Source organism: Streptomyces albidoflavus (assembly GCF_000719955.1).
GTDB classification, from domain to species: domain Bacteria; phylum Actinomycetota; class Actinomycetes; order Streptomycetales; family Streptomycetaceae; genus Streptomyces; species Streptomyces albidoflavus.
In genome coordinates this window covers 1-20,993 of the sequence record NZ_JOII01000053.1, presented here as the reverse complement: position 1 = coordinate 20,993, position 20,993 = coordinate 1, and the positions used below count along the sequence as shown (strand labels likewise).

General features: G+C 74.9%; 18 protein-coding genes. 11 read left to right on the top strand and 7 right to left on the bottom strand.

The window, feature by feature from the left end:
* Nucleotides 1–731 precede the first annotated feature (731 nt).
* Nucleotides 732–2,420, bottom strand: coding sequence for a bifunctional 3'-5' exonuclease/DNA polymerase (locus IF45_RS0129840; RefSeq protein ID WP_030310658.1), 1,689 nt, complete (start codon nucleotides 2,418–2,420; stop codon nucleotides 732–734).
* 128 nt (nucleotides 2,421–2,548) lie between these two features.
* Between IF45_RS0129840 and IF45_RS0129835 the strand changes: the two genes are divergently transcribed.
* From IF45_RS0129835 to IF45_RS0129820, 4 genes are all read left to right on the top strand, one after another.
* Nucleotides 2,549–3,730 carry a PP2C family protein-serine/threonine phosphatase gene (locus IF45_RS0129835; protein WP_030310655.1) on the top strand — a complete coding sequence of 394 codons (1,182 nt, stop codon included), beginning with the start codon at nucleotides 2,549–2,551 and terminating at the stop codon, nucleotides 3,728–3,730.
* A gap of 145 nt (nucleotides 3,731–3,875) precedes the next feature.
* A complete protein-coding gene (locus tag IF45_RS34180) occupies nucleotides 3,876–4,595 on the top strand; it encodes a PAS domain-containing protein (RefSeq protein ID WP_015507649.1) in 720 nt (239 codons plus the stop codon).
* Between the two features lie 156 nt (nucleotides 4,596–4,751).
* A complete protein-coding gene (locus tag IF45_RS34175) occupies nucleotides 4,752–5,924 on the top strand; it encodes an ATP-binding SpoIIE family protein phosphatase (RefSeq protein ID WP_015507650.1) in 1,173 nt (390 codons plus the stop codon).
* Between the two features lie 156 nt (nucleotides 5,925–6,080).
* Nucleotides 6,081–7,337: an SLC13 family permease gene (locus tag IF45_RS0129820; protein WP_003948965.1), complete on the top strand. Its 1,257-nt coding sequence runs from the start codon at nucleotides 6,081–6,083 to the stop codon at nucleotides 7,335–7,337.
* 45 nt (nucleotides 7,338–7,382) lie between these two features.
* On the opposite strand, the gene IF45_RS0129815 is transcribed toward IF45_RS0129820, so the two are convergent.
* The 3 genes from IF45_RS0129815 to IF45_RS0129805 all read right to left on the bottom strand — a co-directional run bounded on the left by IF45_RS0129815 (nucleotide 7,383) and on the right by IF45_RS0129805 (nucleotide 10,399).
* Nucleotides 7,383–8,558, bottom strand: coding sequence for a winged helix DNA-binding domain-containing protein (locus IF45_RS0129815; protein ID WP_030310653.1), 1,176 nt, complete (start codon nucleotides 8,556–8,558; stop codon nucleotides 7,383–7,385).
* A 65-nt stretch (nucleotides 8,559–8,623) separates the two neighbouring features.
* A complete protein-coding gene (locus IF45_RS0129810) occupies nucleotides 8,624–9,100 on the bottom strand; it encodes a hypothetical protein (RefSeq protein WP_030310651.1) in 477 nt (158 codons plus the stop codon).
* 39 nt (nucleotides 9,101–9,139) lie between these two features.
* Nucleotides 9,140–10,399, bottom strand: coding sequence for an esterase/lipase family protein (locus IF45_RS0129805; RefSeq protein WP_030310649.1), 1,260 nt, complete (start codon nucleotides 10,397–10,399; stop codon nucleotides 9,140–9,142).
* A gap of 280 nt (nucleotides 10,400–10,679) precedes the next feature.
* Between IF45_RS0129805 and IF45_RS0129800 the strand changes: the two genes are divergently transcribed.
* Complete coding sequence (locus IF45_RS0129800) at nucleotides 10,680–11,927, top strand: DUF2786 domain-containing protein (protein ID WP_030310647.1); 1,248 nt, start codon at nucleotides 10,680–10,682, stop codon at nucleotides 11,925–11,927.
* Nucleotides 11,928–12,034: 107 nt separating this feature from the next.
* Nucleotides 12,035–14,314 carry an FUSC family protein gene (locus IF45_RS0129795; RefSeq protein ID WP_010645119.1) on the top strand — a complete coding sequence of 760 codons (2,280 nt, stop codon included), beginning with the start codon at nucleotides 12,035–12,037 and terminating at the stop codon, nucleotides 14,312–14,314.
* 4 nt (nucleotides 14,315–14,318) lie between these two features.
* Here the strand turns inward: IF45_RS0129795 and IF45_RS0129790 are convergent, their stop codons facing one another.
* On the bottom strand, nucleotides 14,319–14,837 hold the full coding sequence (locus IF45_RS0129790) for a hypothetical protein (protein ID WP_018469989.1): 519 nt from the start codon (nucleotides 14,835–14,837) through the stop codon (nucleotides 14,319–14,321).
* Between the two features lie 366 nt (nucleotides 14,838–15,203).
* Between IF45_RS0129790 and IF45_RS0129785 the strand changes: the two genes are divergently transcribed.
* Nucleotides 15,204–15,446, top strand: coding sequence for a DUF397 domain-containing protein (locus IF45_RS0129785; RefSeq protein ID WP_003948958.1), 243 nt, complete (start codon nucleotides 15,204–15,206; stop codon nucleotides 15,444–15,446).
* Between the two features lie 50 nt (nucleotides 15,447–15,496).
* On the opposite strand, the gene IF45_RS0129780 is transcribed toward IF45_RS0129785, so the two are convergent.
* Nucleotides 15,497–15,976: an ATP-binding protein gene (locus IF45_RS0129780; protein WP_026048517.1), complete on the bottom strand. Its 480-nt coding sequence runs from the start codon at nucleotides 15,974–15,976 to the stop codon at nucleotides 15,497–15,499.
* Nucleotides 15,977–16,249: 273 nt separating this feature from the next.
* On the opposite strand from IF45_RS0129780, the gene IF45_RS0129775 reads away from it, so the two are divergent.
* The 4 genes from IF45_RS0129775 to IF45_RS0129760 all read left to right on the top strand — a co-directional run bounded on the left by IF45_RS0129775 (nucleotide 16,250) and on the right by IF45_RS0129760 (nucleotide 20,280).
* On the top strand, nucleotides 16,250–17,113 hold the full coding sequence (locus IF45_RS0129775; protein ID WP_030310644.1) for a Sco1979 family transcriptional regulator: 864 nt from the start codon (nucleotides 16,250–16,252) through the stop codon (nucleotides 17,111–17,113).
* A 127-nt stretch (nucleotides 17,114–17,240) separates the two neighbouring features.
* The gene (locus IF45_RS0129770; protein ID WP_030310642.1) at nucleotides 17,241–18,746 is read left to right on the top strand and encodes an aldehyde dehydrogenase family protein; all 1,506 of its coding nucleotides are present in this window, start codon (nucleotides 17,241–17,243) and stop codon (nucleotides 18,744–18,746) included.
* Between the two features lie 187 nt (nucleotides 18,747–18,933).
* Complete coding sequence (locus IF45_RS0129765; protein WP_030310641.1) at nucleotides 18,934–19,500, top strand: DinB family protein; 567 nt, start codon at nucleotides 18,934–18,936, stop codon at nucleotides 19,498–19,500.
* 117 nt (nucleotides 19,501–19,617) lie between these two features.
* The gene (locus tag IF45_RS0129760) at nucleotides 19,618–20,280 is read left to right on the top strand and encodes a PadR family transcriptional regulator (RefSeq protein ID WP_030310639.1); all 663 of its coding nucleotides are present in this window, start codon (nucleotides 19,618–19,620) and stop codon (nucleotides 20,278–20,280) included.
* A gap of 21 nt (nucleotides 20,281–20,301) precedes the next feature.
* Here the strand turns inward: IF45_RS0129760 and wrbA are convergent, their stop codons facing one another.
* Nucleotides 20,302–20,928, bottom strand: a complete 627-nt coding sequence (gene wrbA / locus IF45_RS0129755) for an NAD(P)H:quinone oxidoreductase (RefSeq protein WP_003948952.1) — start codon at nucleotides 20,926–20,928, stop codon at nucleotides 20,302–20,304.
* Nucleotides 20,929–20,993 lie beyond the last annotated feature (65 nt).

Genomic DNA, 20,993 nt, shown 5'->3' with positions numbered 1-20,993 from the left:
GTTTGCTGCGGGGGCACCCCGACCCGTCCCCGCCCTTCCGTCTCGTCGGCGTCGTCCCGCCGGTGGGAGGAGAAAAGACAGGCCGTCGCCCATTGCTCTCTGTGGCGACCTGAAGCGGTGGTGGCTGTGGAGAGGCCCTGTATCGGTGACGGCCTCTTCCCACTCTCCGGCGGTCGGCCGCGTACGAGACCGTGGGGTGGGGTCGTGTCGGGGTGCCCCCGCAGCAAACTGCACGCTAGGCCGTCTTGCTCCAATTGACCCCGCACCATGCAGTTTGTGAGGAGGTACCCCGGCGCGGCCCCGCCCCACCCACGCACCGGAGGAACCGCGAACCCCTACAGCCCGGCCGGCGATTGAGGCCGTTTTTGACCGGCACGGTTGAACCGGAGCCCAGCCACTGACAGCCTGGCCGGCGTTTGAGGCCATCGGTGACCGGCATGGTCGGGACGAAGCCCGGCAACCAACAGCCCGGCCGGCGATTGAGGCCATCCTTGACCGGCACGGTCGAGACGGGCGGGAACCAACAGCCCGGCCGGCGTTTGAGGCCATCAGGGACCCGCAGGGTCAGGGCCGGCAGAGGGAGGCGGGGCCCAGCTGCGGCGCAGCCGAACCTAGCCTGGCCGGCGCTTGAGGCCACCCCACCTCGGCCCTGCGGCCGAGCAGAAGCCCAGTCGCGGCGCAACCGGACTCAGCCTGGCCGGCGATTGAGGCCAGTGGGTCGTGCCGTCGAGTCACCCCTTGGCCTCTGCGTAGCAGCCCACCACGGCCGTGGTGAAAGGAAACCGCACGGGCACGTCGCCGAAGCAGATCGCGGTGGCCCGCTCCGAGGCCGCCGCGATGGCGGCGACGACCGCCGGGGCCTCCTCGTCGGGGCAGTGGACGATCACCTCGTCGTGCTGGAAGAAGACGAGCTCGGCCCGGAGCGGGGCGAGCGAGGAGCGGAGGGCGGCGAGGAGGAGCAGGGCCCAGTCGGCGGCGCTGCCCTGCACGACGAAGTTGCGGGTGAAGCGGCCCCGGGCACGGGCGCCGGAGGAGGCCCCGGGGGCGTACCCGCCGGTGTCCCCCTCGGGCAGGGCGTCGGGGATGCCGGCTTCCTCGGCGGGGCCGCCCGGGGCGGTGGCGGGCGGGCAGGTCCGGCCGAGCCAGGTGCGGACGAGGCGGCCCTCCTCCCCGGCGCGGGCGGCCTCGTCCACGTGGTCGACGGCGGCGGGGAAGCGGCGGCGCAGGGCGGCCAGGTTCTTCAGGCCGTCGCCGGAGGTCTGGCCGTAGACCGCGCCGAGGACGGCCAGTTTGGCCAGGTCGCGGTCGCCCTGGAAGGCCCGGTCGGAGACGGCCTGGTAGAGGTCGTCGGGCCGGGAGGCCACCTCCATCAGGGCCCGGTCGCCGGAGACGGCGGCGAGGATGCGCGGCTCCAGCTGGTCGGCGTCGGCGACGACGAGCCGCCACCCCGGGTCGGCGACGACGGCCCGGCGGATGACCTTCGGGATCTGGAGCGCGCCCCCGCCGTTGGTGGCCCAGCGGCCGCTGACGGTGCCGCCCGGCAGATAGGACGGGCGGAACCGCCCGTCCCGCACCCAGTCGGCCAGCCACTGCCAGCCGTGCGCCACCCAGATCCGGTACAGCTTCTTGTGGGCGAGGAGCGGGGCGACCGCCGGGTGGTCGATCTTCTCCAGCTCCCAGCGCCGGGTGGAGGTGACCTTGATCCCGGCGCGGGCGAAGGCCCGCACCACCTCGGCCGGGAGTTCGGGCCGCACCCGGTGCCCGAAGGCCGCCGAGACCTCGTCGGCCAGTTCGGCCAGCCGCCGGGGCTCGCCCGAGCCGCCGTACCGCTCGCCGAGCAGCTCGCGCAGGACCTCGCGGTGGGTCTCCGCCCGCCAGGGCAGCCCCGCCGCCGTCATCTCGGCCGCGACCAGCGCCCCGGCCGACTCGCTCGCGGTGAGCAGCCGCATCCGGCCGGGGTGGACGGCGTGCTCGTGGCGGCGGAGCTGTTCGGCGTAGACCTCGGCGAGGTCGGCGAGGCCCACCGGGACGGGCTGCGGTTCGAAGAGGGAGGACTGCGCCCCGGCGCCGGGCTCGGCCGCACGCGGTGGCGGGTCCGGCGGTACGGGCGTGCCGCGCAGCCGGGCGAGGGCGGCCGCCGCCGAGTGCGGTGCGCCCAGCCGGCCCTCGTGGCCCAGGAGCAGGGTCTCGGCGGCCTCCACGTCGTAGCACCGCTCGGTCCGGACGCCCGCGCGGAGGAGTTGCGGGTAGATCCCGGCCGTGGCGCGCCAGACCCAGCGGGAGACGCCGGGCCGGGAGCGGACCGCCTCGGCGAGCGCCGCCTCCCGGACGACCGGCCCGGCGAGCGTGCCGTCGGCGGCGAGCGGCGCCAGCTCCGCACCGCCGCCCTCGGTCACGGCCACCGCCCATCGTTCGGTCATACGTACGATTCTTGCACCGGGGGCCGACAACGGTCTCGTGGCGCGCCGAAGGCCCGTGGCGGCGAACCTGGAGAGGAGGGCCCCCGCCCACCACGCGGGGGCGCGCACCGGGTACCTGGGAGGACGTCGTGGCACGGGAGCGAATCGGAGCGGCGGCGCTGCTGGCGGCGGCGGAGCGCGCCGCGCCGGTGGACTCCCTCGACGTGGTGGCGCGCGACCTGCGGGACGGGCTCGGTGCCTGGAATGTGTCGTTCCTTTTCCTCGACGCCGTCGGCCGGAAGATGGTGCGGGTCACCGAGGAGACCGCCGCCGGCCAGGCGGACCGCATCGAGCGGCTCCCGCTGGACGGCACCCTGTACGACGAGGTGCTGCGCGACCAGCGCCTCCGCAAGCTCCCGGACGGGCCCGGAGGGACGCGCGTGCTGGCCCCCGTCACCAACCGCGGTGACACGCTCGGCGTACTCGAACTCTTCCTCCCGGGCGAGGTGACGGCGCAGGTGCGGGAGCGGATCGAGGGGGCCGCGCACGTGCTGGCGTACATCCTCGTCACCGACCGCCGTTTCACCGACCTCTACCACTGGGGCCAGCGCACCACCACGGTCAGCCTGGCCGCCGAGATCCAGCGCCAGCTCCTGCCCGCCTCGTCCTGCTGCGAGGCCGACGCGTTCACCCTGGCGGCGGCACTGGTCCCCGCCGACAACATCGCGGGCGACACCTACGACTTCGCCCTCGACCGCGACACCCTGCACGTCTCCGTGACCGACGCCATGGGCCACGACGTCGCGGCCTCGCTCATGGCCACCCTGCTGGTCAGCGCCTCGCGCGGCGCCCGCAGGGCCGGGGTGGACCTCGCCGAACAGGCCCGCAGGACCCATCAGGCCCTCCTCGACCACGGGAGCGGCACCTTCGCCACCGGCCTGCTGTTCCGCCTGGCCCTGGACGGCAGCGGCGCCCAGTTCGTCAACGCGGGCCACCACTGGCCGCTGCGGCTGCGCGAGGGGCGCGTCGAGGAGGTGCACCCGGAGGTCGACCTGCCGTTCGGCGTCCCCGAGGCCGACGCGCACCGGGTCCAGGAACTCGACGTGCGCCCCGGCGACCGCCTGGTCCTCTACACCGACGGCATGCGCGAACGCCGGGCCGAGATCGTCGACCTGGCCGCCCTCGTCCTGGCCACCGCCGACGACCACCCGCGCCAGGTGGTCCACACCCTGACCGCCGCCGTCGACGAGGCCTGCGGCGGCCGCCTCGCCGACGACGCCACCGTGCTGTGCCTGGACTGGTACGGCCCTGCCGGGGACCGGGCGGCATGACCTCGACGGGCCCCGGCCCGGGAGACCGTGTCCGGCGGGGCCGACGGGGCGGACGCCCGTGCCGGGGGTCGCTCACCGCGTCCGTTCGGGTCGCGTGGCCGGGAAGTACGGCGACGCGGGCCGCCGGCGCGGGAAGCGATGCGACATGCCTTCTGCCGAGGATGCCGACCGTCCGGGGGACCATCCCGCGCTCGACGCTCTGCGCGAGCTGCCGCCGACCAGCCTGTTCGCCTTCGACGCCGCGCTCGACCTGCAGCGTTACCACGCGGCCGCGCCGCACCACGTGCTCGGGGAGGTGGCCGGCGAGCCGGTCGAGGACGGGTCGGCCGGGCTGCTGGACGAGGAGGTCTACGCCCTGCTGCGCAAGGCGCAGGAGGAGGACCGGATGCAGACCCGGGCGGTGGTCAGCCGCGCGACGTCCGGTGAGGAACGGGCCCTCACCCTGGCCGCCCACCCGCTGCGCGACCCCGACGGCGGCCCCGGTGGCGTGGCCGCGCAGATCGCCGACCTCAGCGGGGAACGACACGACTACGGCAGGCTCGACACCCTGGTGGAGGAAGAGGCGCTGATCGACCGGTCGCTGAACGTGGCCGACACCGCGCAGCGGCTCGTGGACATGATGGCCGCCCGGCCGGCCGACACCGCCACGGTGGACATCCTCGACTGCGTTCTGCGCGGGGAGTTGCCCCGGCACGCCACCGTCGGCCCGCAGAGCCTCGTCCGGCGGGTCAGCGCGGGCACGGACACGGGCGAGCGGATGCCGGGTGGCGTTCCCCGTCGGCGGTCGGCACGGCTACCCGCACGGCGGGCCGTTCGCCCGCGCCCTCGCCGACCACCGGCCGCATGTCGCCGTCCTGGGCGGTGACGACGACTGGTGGCTGTCCGGCATGGTCGAGCGGAAGCTGGCGCCCGCCGGAGCGCACGCGCTGATCGCCGAGGGCCGCCTGCTGGGACTGGCCGCTCTCTACCGCCCGGCGAGGAGGGCCCGTTCACCCAGGACGACCTGGCCACCGCCGTGCGGATGGTCAGACAGGCGGAGCAGGCCGTGGACAACGCCCGGCGCTTCACCCTGGAGCAGGCGGCGGCCCAGCTGCTGCGGCGCAGTCTGGCTCCCGGCGCGCCGCAGGACACCCGGACCGTGCACACCGCCGAGGGCCATCTCCAGGACATCGGCAACGCCTGGTGCGAGGTGATCCCCCTGTCCGGCGCCCGCACCGCCCTGGTCATCGGCGACGTGGCGGAGCCGGGGGTGCGGGGCATCGCTCTCATGGGGCGGTTGCGCGCCGGTCTCCTGGCCCTCGCCGAGCAGGACCCCGAACCGGGCGAACTCCTCTCCCGGCTCGCCACGCTGACCGCCCGGCTCGCCCGCGACGTGCACCTCGGACTCCGCGCACCGGAACCGCTGTCGACCTGCCTGTACCTGGTCTACGACCCCGTCGAGCACACTTGCCAGGCCGCCTCGGCCGGACACCCCGCGCCCCTGATCGGCCCGGGGGACGGCCCGATGCGCACCGCGCCGCTGGACATCGGCCCTCCGCTGGGCCCCGACCGCCATGCCTACGAGACCAGCCGTTTCCCCCTCGCCGACCAGAGCGAGATCGCGTTGTTCACCAGCGGTCTCACCGCTCTGGCCGAGGACGGCCCCGAGGACGGCCGCCCCCACCGCTCCGCCGCCCTGCGCGAGGCGCTCTCGCACGCCCGGGGCAGCCTGGAGGAACGCTGCGACCAGGCGCTCGGCCGGTTCCTCGGCCGCCGGCCGACCGGCGACGCCCTGCTGCTGCTGGCCCGCACCCGGCCGCTGCCGCCCGTCGACGTCGCCACCTGGGAGCTGTCCGACTCGCCCGAGCAGGTCGCGTCCGCACGACGGTCCTGCGCCGAACAGCTCACCCGCTGGGGCCTGGGCGACCTCGCCTTCACCACCGAACTCCTCGTCAGCGAACTGGTCACCAACGCCATCCGCCACGGTTCGGCGCCCGTCCGGCTGCGCCTGATCCGCGACCGGGCCCTGGTCTGCGAGGTCCACGACGCCAGCAGCTCCGCGCCGCGGGTCTGCCACGCCACCGGCAACGACGAGAGGGGCCGGGGACTGTTCATGATCGAGGAGATGGCCGACCGGTGGGGAGTGCGCTTCGACCCCGGCGGCAAGACGGTCTGGGCCGAACAGGACATCGGTGAGGAGACCGCGGCCGACTGACCGCGCCCCGTCGCGCCCGCGCCGACCCGGGTCCCTCCGCCGGTGACCGCCGTACTCTGCTGCCCCCGGGGCACGACGGGCGGCCTGTGTGCCGTGCGTGCCGTCCCCGGCGCGCAGCCCACCACGGCGGAACCGACCCCCCGGAAAGGACCGGCTGTGAACGCCCACCCGGCCGAAGCGGTCTCCGTGGTCCTGCTGCTGCTCGTGCTGGCCGGCGCGGTGTTCCGGCCGTGGGGCCGGTCCGAGGCGCTGGTGGCCGTCCCCGCCGCCGGAACGGTCATCGCCGTCGGCGCGCTCTCGCTGGACCACGCCGCTGCGGAGGCGGCCCGGCTGGGCCCGGTCATCGGCTTCCTCGCCGCCGTGCTCGTGCTGGCCCACCTGTGCGAGAGGGAGGGCCTGTTCCGCGCCTGCGGCGCCTGGATGGCCGACCGGGCGGCCGGCAGCCCGCGCCGGCTGCTCGTCCTCGTCTTCGTGACCGCCTCGCTGATCACCGCCGTGCTCAGCCTGGACGCCACCGTGGTCCTGCTGACGCCGACGGTGTTCGCCACCGCCGCCCGGCTCGGCGTCCGGGCCGGGCCGCACCTCTACGCCTGCGCCCACCTGGCGAACAGCGCCTCGCTGCTGCTGCCCGTGTCCAACCTGACCAATCTGCTGGCCTTCGCCGCGAGCGGGCTGACCTTCACCCGGTTCGCCGCGCTGATGGCGCTGCCGTGGCTGGTCGCCATCGGTACCGAGTACCTGGTGATCCGCTGGTTCTTCGCCGGCGAACTGGCCGCGGGCGGCCGGGCCCCGGACCTCGGCCGACCCCGCGAGCTGCCCCTGTCCGCCCTGCTCACGGTGGCGGCGACGCTGGCGGGATTCGTGGTGCTCTCGGCGTTCGGCGCCCAGCCGGTCTGGGCGGCGGTCGCCGGAGCGGCCGTGCTGGCGGTCCCCGCCCTGGCCCGGGGCCGGACCTCCGTCAGGGAGCTGGTCCAGGCCGCGGCGCTGCCCTTCTGCCTCTTCGTCCTGGCGCTGGGCATGGTGGTCCGCGCGGTCGTGGACAACGGTCTCGGCGCCGCGCTCGGGCACCTTCTCCCCGACGGCACCGGGCTCCTCGCGCTGTTCCTGCTCGCGGCGCTGGCGGCCGTGCTGGCCAACCTCATCAACAACCTGCCCGCCGTCCTGGTCCTGCTGCCGCTGACCGCCCCCGCCCACCCCGGCGCCGTCCTGGCCGTGCTGCTCGGGGTGAACATCGGCCCCAACCTCACCTACACGGGCTCCCTGGCCACCCTGCTCTGGCGGCGCGTGGTGCGCGGACACGGCACCGACGTGCGCCTGGGCGAGTTCACCCGGCTCGGACTGGTCTCCGTGCCCCTCGTGCTCTCCCTCTCCGTGCTCGCCCTGTGGGTGTCGCTGCGCACCGTCGGAAGCTGAGCCCGGCCGTGCCCCGCCACGGCCGGGGCACGGCTGCCCCGGAGGTCAGAGCCGCCGCACCTCCCCGCCCTCGGGGAGCTTGGCCCACCAGTGGCCGTAGCGCCGGTACGCCGTGGTGTCGCGGGCGGTGAGCAGGGCGGTCAGGGAGCGGGCCTCGGCGGCCAGGGCGTCCCAGGTGGCGGGGGAGAGGGGGTGGAAGGCGGTGGCCTCGATGCCGGCCCTGTTCCCGTCCCCGGCCCCGTCCTCGTCCCCGACCGGGCGCCAGACGCCCGCCACCTCGCCGTCGACCAGGAGCGTGGGCAGGACGTCGCCGTTGCGGCGGATCACCAGGGGGCGGTACGCCGGGGGTATCACGCGGGCCCGGTCGGCGTAGGCCAGCAGGATGCTGTCCCACATGCCCAGCAGGCGGGGCGGGGCGGGCGTGCCGCCGTCCGGCCGGGGTGCGTCCGGCAGGTCGTGGTACGGCGTGCCGTCCGGGCCCGGGAGGTGCACGACGGCCTCGCCGAGGGCGGCCAGGGCCTGGCGTACGGCGGTTCGGCGGACCAGGGCGAACTGGGCGACGTCGGCCACCGAGGCGGGGCCGAAACCGGAGAGGTAACGCAGGATCAGGGTGCGCAGGGCCTCCTGGACGTGGGGGTCGCCGTCCGCGCGGGTGGGCGGCGCGTCGAGGCCGGCGGCGACGAAGGACGGGCGGTGCCCGAAGGTCCACGGGGGTTCCGTGGGGGCGTGGTGGAGCGGGGCGTACCCCTTCAGCCCCCACCAGGCGCCGTCCCGCCTCTCGGCGCCGACCTCCGCCTCCACCCAGGCCCGCAGTGCGGCCGAGGTGCGCGGGGTGCGGGCGAACTCCAGGAGCCCGGGGAGGAGCCGGGCCGCGTCCGCCGGGGTCAGGCCCGTCCCGGCGAACCGGGCGCCGAGCCTGGCCCCGTACAGCGTCGGCTGCATCGCCGCGCGGAACGGCGCGTAGTCCTCGGCGTGCACCGCGTGCAGGGTGATCCGCATCAGCGTCGCCTTGACCACCGTCCGCCCGGCGAACGCGGCGTCGAGCCCGGCCGGGTCGAAGCCGCCGAGCCGGTTCCACAGGGCCACGTACGGGGAGGCCGGGTGCTGCGCCTGGAGCGCCACGACCTGCCGGACGCCGTCCGGGACGGACAACGGGCTTCGTTCGAGGAGCAGTTGACGGGCCAGGGTCGCCCGGTTGAGTTCTCGCGGGGTGAGGGGCACGGGGGGATTGTGCCGGACGGGACCGACAAACCCGCCGGCCCGCCGACCGCCCCCCGGCCCCCGGCTCACAACGCCGCCCGCCAGGTGTGGAGCGCGGCGACCATGTCCGCGGTGAGGCCGCGGGCCGGGTCCGAGGGGAGCAGGAGGGTCGGTGCGGTGCGGGACCTGGCCCAGGCGGCTCCGGCCTCGGTGTGGGCGTCGTCCACCCAGGCGGCCGGGCGGCCGCCGGTGAACGCGTCGATCGCCGGGACCTTCTCGGCCGGGTCGAACGGCACGGGCGGGAAGCGGACCACCGGGAGGGCCGGCAGCTTCAGGACCGGGGCGAGGAAGACGTTGGCCTCGTCCTCCCAGCCCGTCGCCCAGGCCAGTTCGAAGGTCCGGGACAGGGTGCGCAGCCACGGCCCGTGCGCCGCGCAGAGCCGTACCGGCGGGTCGTCCTCGGGGAAGAAGGCGTACTCGCGGTAGCCGTCGGGGCAGGCGGGAGCGGCGAAGGGGTTGAGCACCCCGTCGACGTCCAGCAGGAGGAGGGGGAGCGGCGTCATGCCCGCCATCCTCCTGCCCGCCTTCTCAGCCGCCGCCGGTCAGAACCGGTCGAGCAGCCAGGAGCCCAGCTCCTCGGTGATCTTCGTGTGCGGCTCGTTCTCCGAGGCGCAGAGGAAGTCGTCGAAGTCGCTCTCCCCGGGGTCGGTCTTGTCGATGTCGGTGCGGAGCAGCTCCGTGGTGTCCAGGTCGCGGATCGAGACGGCGCTGACGGTGGGGACGAAGCAGACCGAGGGGACGGGGGCCTCGGCGCTCGCCAGGGGCAGGGCGTTGAGGGCGGCGGCGGCGATGGCGAAGGAAGAGAGGGTGCCGCCGGGGGCGCCGTCGAACTCGGGGAGGTCGTCGGTGGTGACCGTCTCGTCCCTGCCGAGCAGGGCCCGGAGTTCGGCGACGACGGTGCCCGCGCCCTCCTGCTGGGTGTGGAGCACGGTGCGCGGGAAGGCCACGCCGGTGGAGCGCAGGGCGGGGACGCCGGCCTCCGCGCCGTTCCCGCTGCCGTCGCCCCGGCCGTTGGCGACGGCGAGGAGGCGGGGGATGCGCGGCCAGCCGCCGACCCGCTCCAGCTCGGCGAGGAACTCCTCGCGCTCGGTGGTCACCTCGGCACCCGCCTGCACGGATTCGAGGTGACGGCAGAGCATCTGCTTGGCGGCGGGGCTGTTGATCTGGTCGGACAGCGCCCTGTTGTACGGGTTGAGCTGCTTCAGGTAGTGCGCGAACGCCTGGAGGCCGATCGGCACCCAGGCGCCCCGGTGCGGGGTGTCCCAGGAGAAGTAGACGCCCGTCTGGTGGTCGATGCGCTGGTGCTCCAGCCTGGCCAGGGCGTACCGGGTGACGAGGCCGCCCATGCTGAAGCCGCCGACCACCAGCCGCTCACCGCCCAGCCGCTCGGCGATGGTGCGCAGGATCGCCTCGCTCGCGAAGCGGGCGTTGGTCAGGACTGAGGCGCTGCGGTCGCCCCAGCCGAGGATGATCACGTCCCGGCCGCTCCGGCGCAGCTCGCCGAGGAGGGGGTAGGCGCCGCGCTCCAGGCCGTCGTAGAGCCCGTCGAGCGAGCTGTGGCCGGAGTTGAAGCCGTCGGCCAGCAGGACGGGGCGGACCAGGCCGCTGTTGCCCTCGCCGTGGTAGACCCAGGCGGTCGCCTCGTGGACTGGGTTCCCGTCGGCGTCCTCCTTCAGGACGCGGCCGAAGGTCCAGGTCTCGTCGGGGGCGGGCGCGGCCGGCGGGACGGCGGCGTCCAGGGGGCGCATCAGGCCGATGGTGCCGACGGCCTGCTCCGACTGCTCGGCGCTCTGCTCGCTCAAGGGGACTCCTCTCCGCACGACCGGCCTGTGCGACCGGTTCGCACGGTTGTGCGGTGATCGTTCAGCGAGATCCTGTGCGGCCCCGGCGCCACTCATCCCTTTCCGGCCCCCGGTCCACCGGATCGACGGAAACCGGGGCACTCGGGTTTGGCGGCGCACGCCCCGAGCGGGAGCGGTGCACGCCCCCGGGCGCGGGGCGGGAGCACCCGCCGCTCTGGGACCATGGAGCCGTACGCCCCCCGGCCGGCGGGAGAGCGCGCGGACGAGGTGGAGCGGAGTCATGGGCGGCAGCGGACGGAGCGGTGGCGGCGCGCGGGACGGCGGGCGCGGCGGCGCCGGGCCGGAGACCCCCGTCGCCCGCGCCCTCGCGGCCGCCCTCTACGGCGGCGCCGACGACGACGCCGCCCTCGACACCGGCGCCTCTCTGCTGGCCGCCGCCGACCCCGACGAGGCCGGGCGGGAGCTGCTGCTCCGCGGCGAGGAGTACGTGCGCCGGGCCTGGGAGCGGGGCTGGCTCCCCGCCGACCTCGACCGGGAGGCCCGCCGCCAGGAGCTCGACCCGGCCGCGCGCACCGCCCTGGCCGAGCTGACCGCCGCCGAACTGGCCCGCTACGGCAACGGCCTCACCCCGCTCTGGCGCCGCCAGCTCGACGCCCTCGCCGCCCCCGCCTGGGCCGGGACCGGCGGCCGCGACCGGTTCGCCCGCGCCACCGCCGTCCTCCAGGCGCTCCGCCTGCTGCTGCGGCTGCCCGCCCTCGAACCCCTCGGCCCGCCCCCGGGCGGCCGCCCGGCCGGCGCCGCCGCCCCGCCCCGTACCCCCGGCGGCGAAGCCTCCGAGGACCGGATGCTCGGCCGTATCCGCGCCCTACTCGCCAAGGCGGAGGCGACCGGGTACCCGCCCGAGGCGGAGGCGCTGACCGCCAAGGCGCAGGAGCTGATGGCCCGGCACAGCGTCGACGAGGCCCAGCTGTCGGCCGGCCGGGCCGGGGGCGCGGACGCGCCGGGCGCACGCCGGATCTCGGTCGATCCGCCGTACGAGACGGCCAAGGCGATCCTGCTGGACGCCGTCGCCCGCGCCAACCGCTGCCAGGCCGTGTGGAACGAGGAGCTGGCCTTCTCCACCGTGGTCGGCCACGAGGCGGACCTGGAGCCGGCCGAACTCCTCTACACCTCGCTGCTGGTGCAGGCGGCCACCGCGATGAGCCGCGCCGAGGCCGCGCAGCGCGCCGGGGGGCGCAAGCGGACCAAGACGTTCCGTCAGTCGTTCATGCTGGCCTACGCCCACCGCCTCGGCGACCGGCTCGCCGAGACCGCCCGCGCCGCCACCGAGACCCTGGCCGCCGCCGACCTGCTCCCCGTCCTCGCCGGCCGCGACCTCGCCGTCACCGAGGAGACCCGCCGCCTCTTCCCCCGGACCACCACCACCCGGGTCCGCGGCGCCGACGACCGGGCCGGCTGGGACGACGGCACCCGCGCCGCCGACCGGGCCGGCGTCGACGGCCACCGGGGCCGCATCGACCAGGGCTGACCGGGTACGCGCCGGGGCGTGAGTCCTTCAGCCCGCCCCGGCGTACGCCCCCGGAGCCCCCGTGCCGTTCCGCGCGGACGGGGCCCCCTGCGCCTACGCTCGGACGCATGAGCTGGCTCTCGGCGCTGGGCCACACCGCGCGGGCGGGGTTCGCGGTGGAGCGGCGCAGGCTGGAGCCGCTGAGCGCGCTGCGCGGCGCCCTCGGCCTCGCCTTCGTCATCGGGGTGAGCCTCTGGCTCTTCTCCCCGGCGGTCGCCGCCAGCTCCGCCTTCGGCGCCTACCAGGCCGCCATCGCCACCTTCCAGCGCAGCTGGCGGCCGCGCCCGCAGCTCGCCCTGGTCTCCGGCGCCACCCTCGGCATCAGCACCTTCCTCGGCTACCTCTCCGCCTCCCACCTGGCCCTTTTCCTCGCCCTGCTGGCCACCTGGGCGTTCCTGTCGGGGCTGAGCTGGGCCGCCGGGCCCACCGTCGGCGTGATGGCCTCCTCCAACGTGGCGATCATGCTCATCACCATCACCCTGCCCAGCTCCGTCGCGGAGGCGGCCGGGCACGCCGCGATGAGCCTCTTCGGCGGGCTGGTGCAGGCCGCCCTGCTCGTGCTGTTCCCCTTCCGCCGCTGGCGGCCGCACCGCGACGCCCTCGCCGACGCCCTGGCCGCCGAGGCCGACTACGCCCGCAGGCTCCGCCACGACCCGCACGCCGACTTCGACCCCGAACCCCTCATGGAGGCCCGCGAGGCCGCCCAGCTCACCCCCCGCGAGCACCGCCACCGCCCCGCCGAACTCTCCGGCGCCCGGGGCCTGGCCGAACGTATCCGCCCCGTCCTCGCCTCCCTCGCCGACCCGGCGCTCGGCGCCCCCGCCGAGGGGGTCGAACGCGACCGGGTCCGCGAACTGCTCGCCGCCGCCGCGGCCGTACTGGACGCCGCCGCCCGCTCCGTACGCCGGGGCACGCCGCTGGCCCTGGACGCGCCCTCGGTCGCGACCCTGCGCACCCCCGACACCGGCGACGTGCTGACCGGGCCCGCCCGCCGGTCCGCGCTCCGGCTCAAGGCGCTGCTCGGCGACGTCATCGAGACCGCCGACCCGGCCGGCCGCTCCACCGCCGCCCCGGACGCGCCCCCGCAGGCCGCCGCCCGCGCCGACGCCGTCCGCGAGGAGGCGACCCGCGCCACCCTCGCCCGCACCCAGGAGCCCGGCGCCCCGCAGGAGCCGCCCGCGCCGGGCGCGCACGCCGCCCCGCCGCCCCCGGACGAACCGCCCCTCCCCGTCGAACCGGCCGAACCGCCCGCCCCCGCCGTGCTGCACCGGCCCGGCCTGATCAGCCTGGTCCCGGTGGTGGCCCGCAGCATGCGCGCCGAACTGCGGCCGGACTCGGCCATCCTGCGGCACGCGATCCGGGTCACCGCCGTCGCCCTGCTCGGCTACCTCATCGGCACCCTGCTGCCCTTCGGCCACGGCTACTGGGCGCCCCTGGCCGCCGTCATGGTGATGCGGCCCGACTTCTCCCGTACGTACTCCCGGGCCGTCGCCCGGTTCGGCGGCACCCTGCTCGGGGTCTTCGCCGCCACCGGCATCCTCCAGCTCACCGAGCCGAGCGTGCGCGTCTCGGCGCTGCTCGCGGTGGCCTGCGCGGCCCTGATGTACCTGCTGATGCGCACCGGCTACGCGGTGAGCCAGTTCTTCGTCTCCGGCTACGTGGTCTTCCTGCTCGGCATGGGCGGCGAGGAGTGGACCCAGACCGTCCCCGAACGCGTCGTGCTGACCCTGATCGGCGGCGTCCTCGCGATGGCCTCGTACGCCCTGTTCCCGGCCTGGGAGACACCCCGGCTCCGCACCCGCCTCGCCGACTGGCTGACCGCCGCCGGGCGGTACGCCGCCGAGGTGGTCGAGCGGTACGCCACCCCGGCCGGGCCCGACGACACCCGCGTCCGGACGGCGCTGCTGGAGGCCCGGGCCGCGCACACCGCGTGGCAGGAGGCGCTGGCCCGGGCCGCGCACGAGCCGGTGCGCAACCGGGGCCTCTCCCGCACCTCCGCCGACGACGCCGAGGAGGCGATCGGGGCGTTCTCCCGGGCCGCCATGCTGATGGAGGCCCACCTGCCGGAGCGCGGCGCCGTCCCCGTCCCGGCCGCCCAGCGCCTCGCCCACGCCCTGCGCACCACCACCGAACGGGGCGCCCGGGACCTCAGGGACCGCAGGGTGCCGCAGTGGGACGAGGTGCGCGCGGCGCTCGCGGCGTGGGACGGCGAGGGCGTACCGGACCGGGTGGTCCGCCGGGGCGCGGGGATGCTGCTGGCGGCGCTGGAGCAGGTCTCCGAGGCGGCCGAGGAGTCCCCGCCGTTCGCCGAGTCCCGCGCCGAACGCGCCGCCGGGGAGGGGCCGTAGGCGCCTACTGGGTCGTGACGTCGCCCGTGGGCACGCCCGAGGGCAGCTCGGTCGGGAGGTCGGTGGGCAGCTCCTGCGGGAGGGTGCCGGGGTCGACGCGGCGGAAGCTCTCCTCGCCCGACCCCTCCCACGAGACGGTCAGGGAATCGCCGTCGCCGCTCAGCTCCGCCTTGCCGCTGGTGCGGTCGGTGCTGCCGTCCGCGCACTTCAGGCTGAGCTTCTGCGCCTGGTAGGTGCCCGCGCAGCTGCCCTTCCCGATGGTGGCGGCCTGGTTGCCGGTGATGGTGAGGAAGAGCGACGCGCCGTCGACCGTGGCGTGCCAGGCGCCGTCGGCCGAGCCGGGCGCGGAGGAGGCGCCGCCGGAGCCGCCCGTACCGCCGTCGCCGTCGGCGTCCGAGCCGTGGCTGCCGCCCTTGTGCTTGCCGGTGCCGCCGCCGGAGCTGTCCGAGTCGCTGCCGCAGCCGGTGAGCAGGAGCAGGGCGGCCGCCGAGGCGGCGACGGAGATCCGGACCAACTTGCGCATGACATTTCCCCCTGGAACGACGCGTGGTGACAGCCGGTCAGGGCGGTGCCCCGCCGGGTGCCGGACACCGGGGAGGGTCCACCGGCGCGCCGGGTGGCGTCAAGCCGGGACGCCTGGTACCTGGGCGTTCGTGGCGGAGGCGGGACAGTTCCGTAACCGCGGCAACACCCCTCGTGCACGTGCATCTGCCCATGCATCCGCAGGTGAACACCGCTATGATCCGAACGAGTCCCGACTCATGAGGAGACGTCGCGAGCCGCCACCCGACCGCTTCACCACCGCGTCCGCGACGGCGTACCCGACCAGTTCACGACCCGCCTCACCACCGGCCCGGGCCGAGCCGAGGCGCCACGGGGGAGCGATCCAGTGCACCACGTGTACAACGGCATGGCGGCCAGCGAACTCCACGACGTGGCCTGGCAGAAGAGCAGACACAGCAATTCGCAGGGCTCGTGCGTCGAGTTCGCGAAGCTGCCCGGCGGCGGCGTCGCCGTCCGCAACTCCCGGCACCCCGAGGGCCCGGCGCTGGTCTACACGCGCGCCGAGATCGAGGCGATGCTGCTCGGCATCAAGGACGGGGAGTTCGACCACCTGATCGCCGGGGCCTGAGGCGGACACCGGCCAGGGCCCGGGCGGCGTACGCCCGGGCCCTCGCCCGTTCACCTCTCGAAAAGCGCCCAGACGACCTTCCCGTCGAGCTGCCCCGCCAGCGGGTGCCAGCCCCAGGCGTCGCTGAAGGAGTCGACGAGGAACAGGCCCCGCCCCGACTCCGCGTCGCAGTCCCCCGGCGGGCGCGCCGCCGGCGTCCCCGCGCTGGGGTCGCGCACGGCGCACACCAGACGGCGCTCGCAGGCCGTCAGATGGAGCCGGACCGGCGGGTCGTCGGGGCGCGGGGTGTCGGCGGGCAGCGCGTGCCGCAGCGCGTTGGTGACGAGTTCCGAGACGACCAGGGCGATGTCGTCGAACCGCTCGTCGTTCTTCCACTCCGCGAGGGTCCGCCGGGTGAACGCCCGCGCGCTGCGCACCGCTTCGTAACGAGGCGGGAGCGCGCAGGAGGCGGCGTACCGGACGTGCGCGGGGTCGAGTGGGGGAAGCCCCTGCCTTAAAGGCGCGAGCATGGTCGATCCATTCGTCCCCATGCGAGGCACTCCCCGGTTTCGCGGTGTGTAGCGATATGGCGGTGGTGCGCGAGCCATCGTTGCGAATGCGGGGAGCAGATGCAAGGGCAGATGCACGTGCACGCGCCGGAATTCGGGGCTCCTGTGGGTGTTGCCCACGATTTCTTCCCGTGACTGTTTCGCGCCCCTGAGGTGGAGCCTCCTCGCGCTTGTCTGTTTCCGTAACCGAACGCGTACACCCCGGAGGTTTTAGTGGCAGACTGCGGAACCCTGAACGATGGGGAGGGCTGAGAGGTGACCGCAGGCGAGTCCGGAGGCTCGGTGGTGCGGCGCATCCTGCTCGGGTCGCAGCTGAGGCGGCTACGAGAGGGACGCGGCATCACGCGAGAGGCGGCCGGCTACTCGATCCGCGCCTCCGAATCGAAGATCAGCCGCATGGAGTTGGGACGGGTGAGCTTCAAGGCGAGGGACGTCGAGGACCTGCTGACCCTGTACGGGGTCGCCGACGGCGCCGAGCGCGCCGCCCTGCTCGACCTGGCCCGGGAGGCCAACGTCGCGGGCTGGTGGCACAGTTACTCCGACGTCCTGCCCGGCTGGTTCCAGACATACGTGGGCCTGGAGGGCGCGGCCTCCCTGATCCGCGTCTACGAGGTGCAGTTCGTGCACGGCCTGCTCCAGACCGAGGCGTACGCGCACGCGGTGGTCGAACGGGGCATGCCCGGGGCGAGCGCCGCCGAGATCGACCGGCGGGTCGCGCTCCGCCTGGAACGGCAGAAGCTCCTCGTCTCCGAACGCGCCCCCGGCTTCCACGTCGTCCTCGACGAGGCGGCGCTGCGCCGCCCGTACGGCGACCGGACGGTCATGCGCGAGCAGCTGGAGCACCTGATAGAGATCAGCGAGCGGCCCAACGTCACCCTCCAGGTGATGCCGTTCAGCTTCGGCGGCCACGCCGGCGAGTCCGGCGCCTTCGCCCTGCTGCGCTTCCCCGAGTCGGACCTCTCCGACGTCGTCTACCTGGAGCAGCTCACCAGCGCCCTCTACCTCGACAAGCGCGAGGAGGTCGCCCAGTACGAAAGGGCCATGGAGCGGCTCCAGCGGGACAGCCCGGACCCCTCCCGCACCCGCGATCTGCTGCGCGGTGTGGTCCAACTCACTTGACACGGCCGTACGATGAGCCGCGTACGGGACGGGCGGCGTCCGGCCCGCGCACACCGGCACTGGGCACGACCGGCCCCCGCGCTGCGGCACGGGTCCGGTGAACTTCGCGTCAGCGGTTAGGGATCACATGTCCGACTCCACCGTCCCCGCAGGGGCCGCCGCATCCGGCCCCGGCTTCGCCGACTTCGGCCGGCTCGCCCACCAGTACATCGACGGGCGGTGGCGGACCGGCACCGGCTCCTGGGACATCATCGACTTCAACCCGTTCAACGGCGAGAAGCTGGCGGCGATCACCGTGGCCACCGTCTCCGAGGTGGACGAGGCCTACCGGGCCGCCGAGCGCGCCCAGAAGCCGTGGGCCGCCGCCGGACCGCACGCCCGGCGGACGGTGCTGGAGAAGGCGCTGCGGATCACCGAGGAGCACACCGCTCAGATCGTCGAGGCGATGTGCGAGGAGCAGGGCGCGACCCGCTCCAAGGCCCGCCACGAGGTCGAGATGGCGTGTGAGTTCCTGCGCGAGGCGATCCGGCTGACGGTGCGCCCCGAGGGCGTCATTCTCCCGGCCTCGCAGCGCAGCCGGGAGAACCGCGTCTACCGGCTGCCCGTCGGCGTGGTCGGGGTCATCAGCCCGTTCAACTTCCCGTTCCTGGTCGCGCTGAAGACCGTCGCCCCCGCGCTGGCGCTGGGCAACGCGGTGGTCGTCAAGCCCAACCAGAACACCCCCGTCGTCGGCGGCGGGCTCATCGCCCGCATCTTCGAGGAGGCCGGACTGCCGGCCGGGCTGCTCAACGTCGTCGTCACCGACATCGCCGAGATCGGCGACGCCCTCATAGCCCACCCCGTGCCCCGGGTCATCTCCTTCTCCGGCTCCGACCGGGTCGGCCGGCACGTCGGCGCGGTCGCCGCGAGCCACCTCAAGCGGACCGTGCTGGAGCTGAGCGGCAACAGCGCGCTGGTCGTCCTCGCCGACGCCGACGTGGACTACGCGGTGGACGCCGCCGTCTTCAGCCGCTTCGTCTACCAGGGGCAGGTCTGCATGGCCGCCAACCGCATCCTGGTCGACCGGTCCGTCGAGGCCGAGTTCACCGAGAAGTTCACCGCCCGGGTCCGCGCGCTGCGCACCGGCGACCCGCGCGAGGAGGAGACCGACCTCGGCCCGGTCATCAGCGACTTCCAGGCCGACGCGCTGAGCGCCATGGTCGACCGGGCGCTGGCCGAGGGCGCCACCGCCCTGGTCCACGGCCGCACCCTCGGCAACCTGGTCGAGCCGACCGTGCTGGCCGGGGTGCCCGCCGACTCGGCCCTGCTCCACCAGGAGATCTTCGGCCCCGTCGTCGTCCTGGTCCCCTTCGACGGCGACGACGAGGCGGTCCGCATCGCCAACGACACGCCCTACGGGCTGAGCGGCGCCGTGCACACCGCCGACGCCGAACGCGGGGTCAACTTCGCCCACCGCGTCGAGACCGGCATGATCCACGTCAACGACTCCACCGTGCAGGACGACCCCCAGGTCGCCTTCGGCGGCGAGAAGGCCAGCGGTTCCGGCCGGCTCAACGGCGAGGCCACCGTGGAGGCGTTCACCACCCAGAAGTGGATCTCCGTCCAGCACGGCCGCAGCGTCTTCCCCTTCTGACCCACCGCCCCGCCCCGTCCCGCCCTGAACCGCCCGCCCTGATCCCGTTCCGGTCCCCCCGTCGGAGGGTTTACGCGCGTCCTGAACCCCGTTCCGGACCGTTCCTGACCGCGTCGGCCGCCAGGATGGCAGGTGTCCGCAGGAGCCCCGCACGAGGCGGGGCCGGACACGGGGAAGGCGGCTGCACATGGTGGTTCACGTGGATCCCGAGGCGCGAGGCGACGAGCGGGGCGCGCTCCTCGCCTTCCTCGACGCCGAACGGGGCGGCATCCGGCGCGCCCTGCTCGGCCTGAGCGACCAGGCGGCGGCGACGCGGCCGAGCGCCAGCGAACTCTCCCTCTCCGGCCTGCTGAAGCACGTCCGGCTCACCGAGCAGAGCTGGCTGGAGCGGGCCACCGGGACCGCCCCGGAGCCGGCCGAGGGCGAGACGTACGCCGACCAGGAGCACGGCTACGAACTGGTCGGCGAGGAGACGGTCGCCTCCGAACTGGCCGCCTGGGAGGCGGTGGCCCGCCGCACCGAGGAGTTCATCCACGCCGCCGAGACGCTGGACGCCACCTTCGCGCTCCCCGACGCGCCCTGGTTCCCGCCCGGCCAGCGGGTCTCGCTGCGCTGGCTGCTGCTCCGGCTGATCACCGAGACGGCCCGGCACGCGGGCCACGCCGACATCATCCGGGAGAGCCTGGACGGGGCCGTCGCCTTCGAGCTGGTGGCGAAGGAGCGGGGCGAGGAGTGGGGCGAGGAGTGGGGGTAGCCGGCGGGGCGGTTGACGCGGCTGCGCCGGTATGCCCTCCCGGTCCGGGCTCCCGTAGCCTGGTCAAAATTGACCAGGCCGGGCCCGGTCCGGGCTCCGCGGGAGGTGGTGCGGCGCATGTCGGCGATCCGGATGCTGGTGCTGGGCGCGGTGCGCCAGCACGGGCGGGCCCACGGCTACCAGGTCCGCAACGACCTGGAGTTCTGGGGCGCCCACGAGTGGTCCAACGCCAAGCCCGGCTCGATCTACCACGCGCTCAAACAACTGGCCCGGCAAGGGCTGCTGGTCGCCCACGAGACGGCGCCGTCCACGGCGGGCGGCCCGCCGCGCACCGAGTACTCGGTCACCGACGAGGGCGAGGAGGAGTTCTTCCGCCTCCTGCGCGCCGCCCTCACCGGCTACGACCAGAAGCCCGACCTGCTCTACGCAGCCCTCGGCTTCCTCGTCGACCTGGAGCGGGCCGAGGCGGTCACGCTGCTCCAGGAGCGGCTCCGCTCCATCCAGGAGTGGCGCCGCTCGGTGACGGAGTACTGGACGCCCGAGGCGGGGTCCGAGTCGATCGGCCACATCGGCGAGATCATGAACCTCTGGGTGCACTCCGCCGACACCGGCGCCGAGTGGACCCGTGGCCTGATCGCGCGCATCGAGGCCGGGGCGTACACCTTCGCCGGGGAGGGCGAGCCGTTCCGCGGCATCCTCACCGAGGGAGAGCCCAACCCGTACGCCACCGAGGGCAACCCGTACCGGGAGGGGGCGCCGCCCGCCGCGCGCCCCGAGTGAGCGCCGGCGGGCGGCGGGAACTCACGCGCCGCCGGTGAGGCCACCCTCCTTGAGCGCGCGGGCCACCCGGACGACCCGCTCGGCCTGCACCTTGGTGGCCTGGAGGGTCTGGTCGCCGACCGGCAGGTCACCCTGGCCGGAGACGTGCGAGGTGCCGTACGGGTTGCCGTCGACGAACTTCGACGGGTCGGTGTAGCCGGGGGCCACCAGGATGCCGCCGAAGTGGTGGACGGTGTTGTAGAGCGCCAGCAGGGTCGACTCCTGGCCACCGTGGGCGGTGCTGCTGGCGGTGAAGCCGCTGTAGACCTTGTCGGCGAGCCGGCCCTCGGCCCAGAGGCCGCCGAGGGTGTCGATGAACTGCTTGAGCTGGGCGGAGACGTTGCCGTACCGGGTCGGCGAGCCGAAGATCACCGCGTCGGCCCAGACCATGTCGTCCGGCTCGGCCTCGGGCAGGTCCTTCGTCGCGTCGGCGTTGGCCGCCCACGCCGGGTTGGAGTCGATCGCGGCCTGCGGCGCCAGCTCCCGCACCTTCCGCAGCCGGACATGCGCGCCCGCCTCGGTGGCGGCGGTCGCCATGGCGTCGGCGATGCGGGCGATGGTGCCGGTGGAGGAGTAGTAGATGACGGCCACGTTGACGGTGCCGGGCATGGGGGTGCTCCTTCGGGGGGCTGTCTCTTATACACATCTGACGCTGCCGACGACTCCTTACGTGT

Coding starts and splice junctions, on each gene's coding strand:
- IF45_RS0129840 (WP_030310658.1), bottom strand. CDS start 2,420: ATGACCGAACGATGGGCGGTGGCCGTGACCGAGGGCGGCGGTGCGGAG.
- IF45_RS0129780 (WP_026048517.1), bottom strand. CDS start 15,976: ATGGGGACGAATGGATCGACCATGCTCGCGCCTTTAAGGCAGGGGCTT.
- wrbA (WP_003948952.1), bottom strand. CDS start 20,928: ATGCCCGGCACCGTCAACGTGGCCGTCATCTACTACTCCTCCACCGGC.
- IF45_RS0129770 (WP_030310642.1), top strand. CDS start 17,241: ATGTCCGACTCCACCGTCCCCGCAGGGGCCGCCGCATCCGGCCCCGGC.
- IF45_RS0129800 (WP_030310647.1), top strand. CDS start 10,680: ATGGGCGGCAGCGGACGGAGCGGTGGCGGCGCGCGGGACGGCGGGCGC.
- IF45_RS0129810 (WP_030310651.1), bottom strand. CDS start 9,100: ATGACGCCGCTCCCCCTCCTCCTGCTGGACGTCGACGGGGTGCTCAAC.
- IF45_RS34175 (WP_015507650.1), top strand. CDS start 4,752: ATGGTCAGACAGGCGGAGCAGGCCGTGGACAACGCCCGGCGCTTCACC.
- IF45_RS0129765 (WP_030310641.1), top strand. CDS start 18,934: ATGGTGGTTCACGTGGATCCCGAGGCGCGAGGCGACGAGCGGGGCGCG.
- IF45_RS0129760 (WP_030310639.1), top strand. CDS start 19,618: ATGTCGGCGATCCGGATGCTGGTGCTGGGCGCGGTGCGCCAGCACGGG.
- IF45_RS0129795 (WP_010645119.1), top strand. CDS start 12,035: ATGAGCTGGCTCTCGGCGCTGGGCCACACCGCGCGGGCGGGGTTCGCG.
- IF45_RS34180 (WP_015507649.1), top strand. CDS start 3,876: ATGCCTTCTGCCGAGGATGCCGACCGTCCGGGGGACCATCCCGCGCTC.
- IF45_RS0129790 (WP_018469989.1), bottom strand. CDS start 14,837: ATGCGCAAGTTGGTCCGGATCTCCGTCGCCGCCTCGGCGGCCGCCCTG.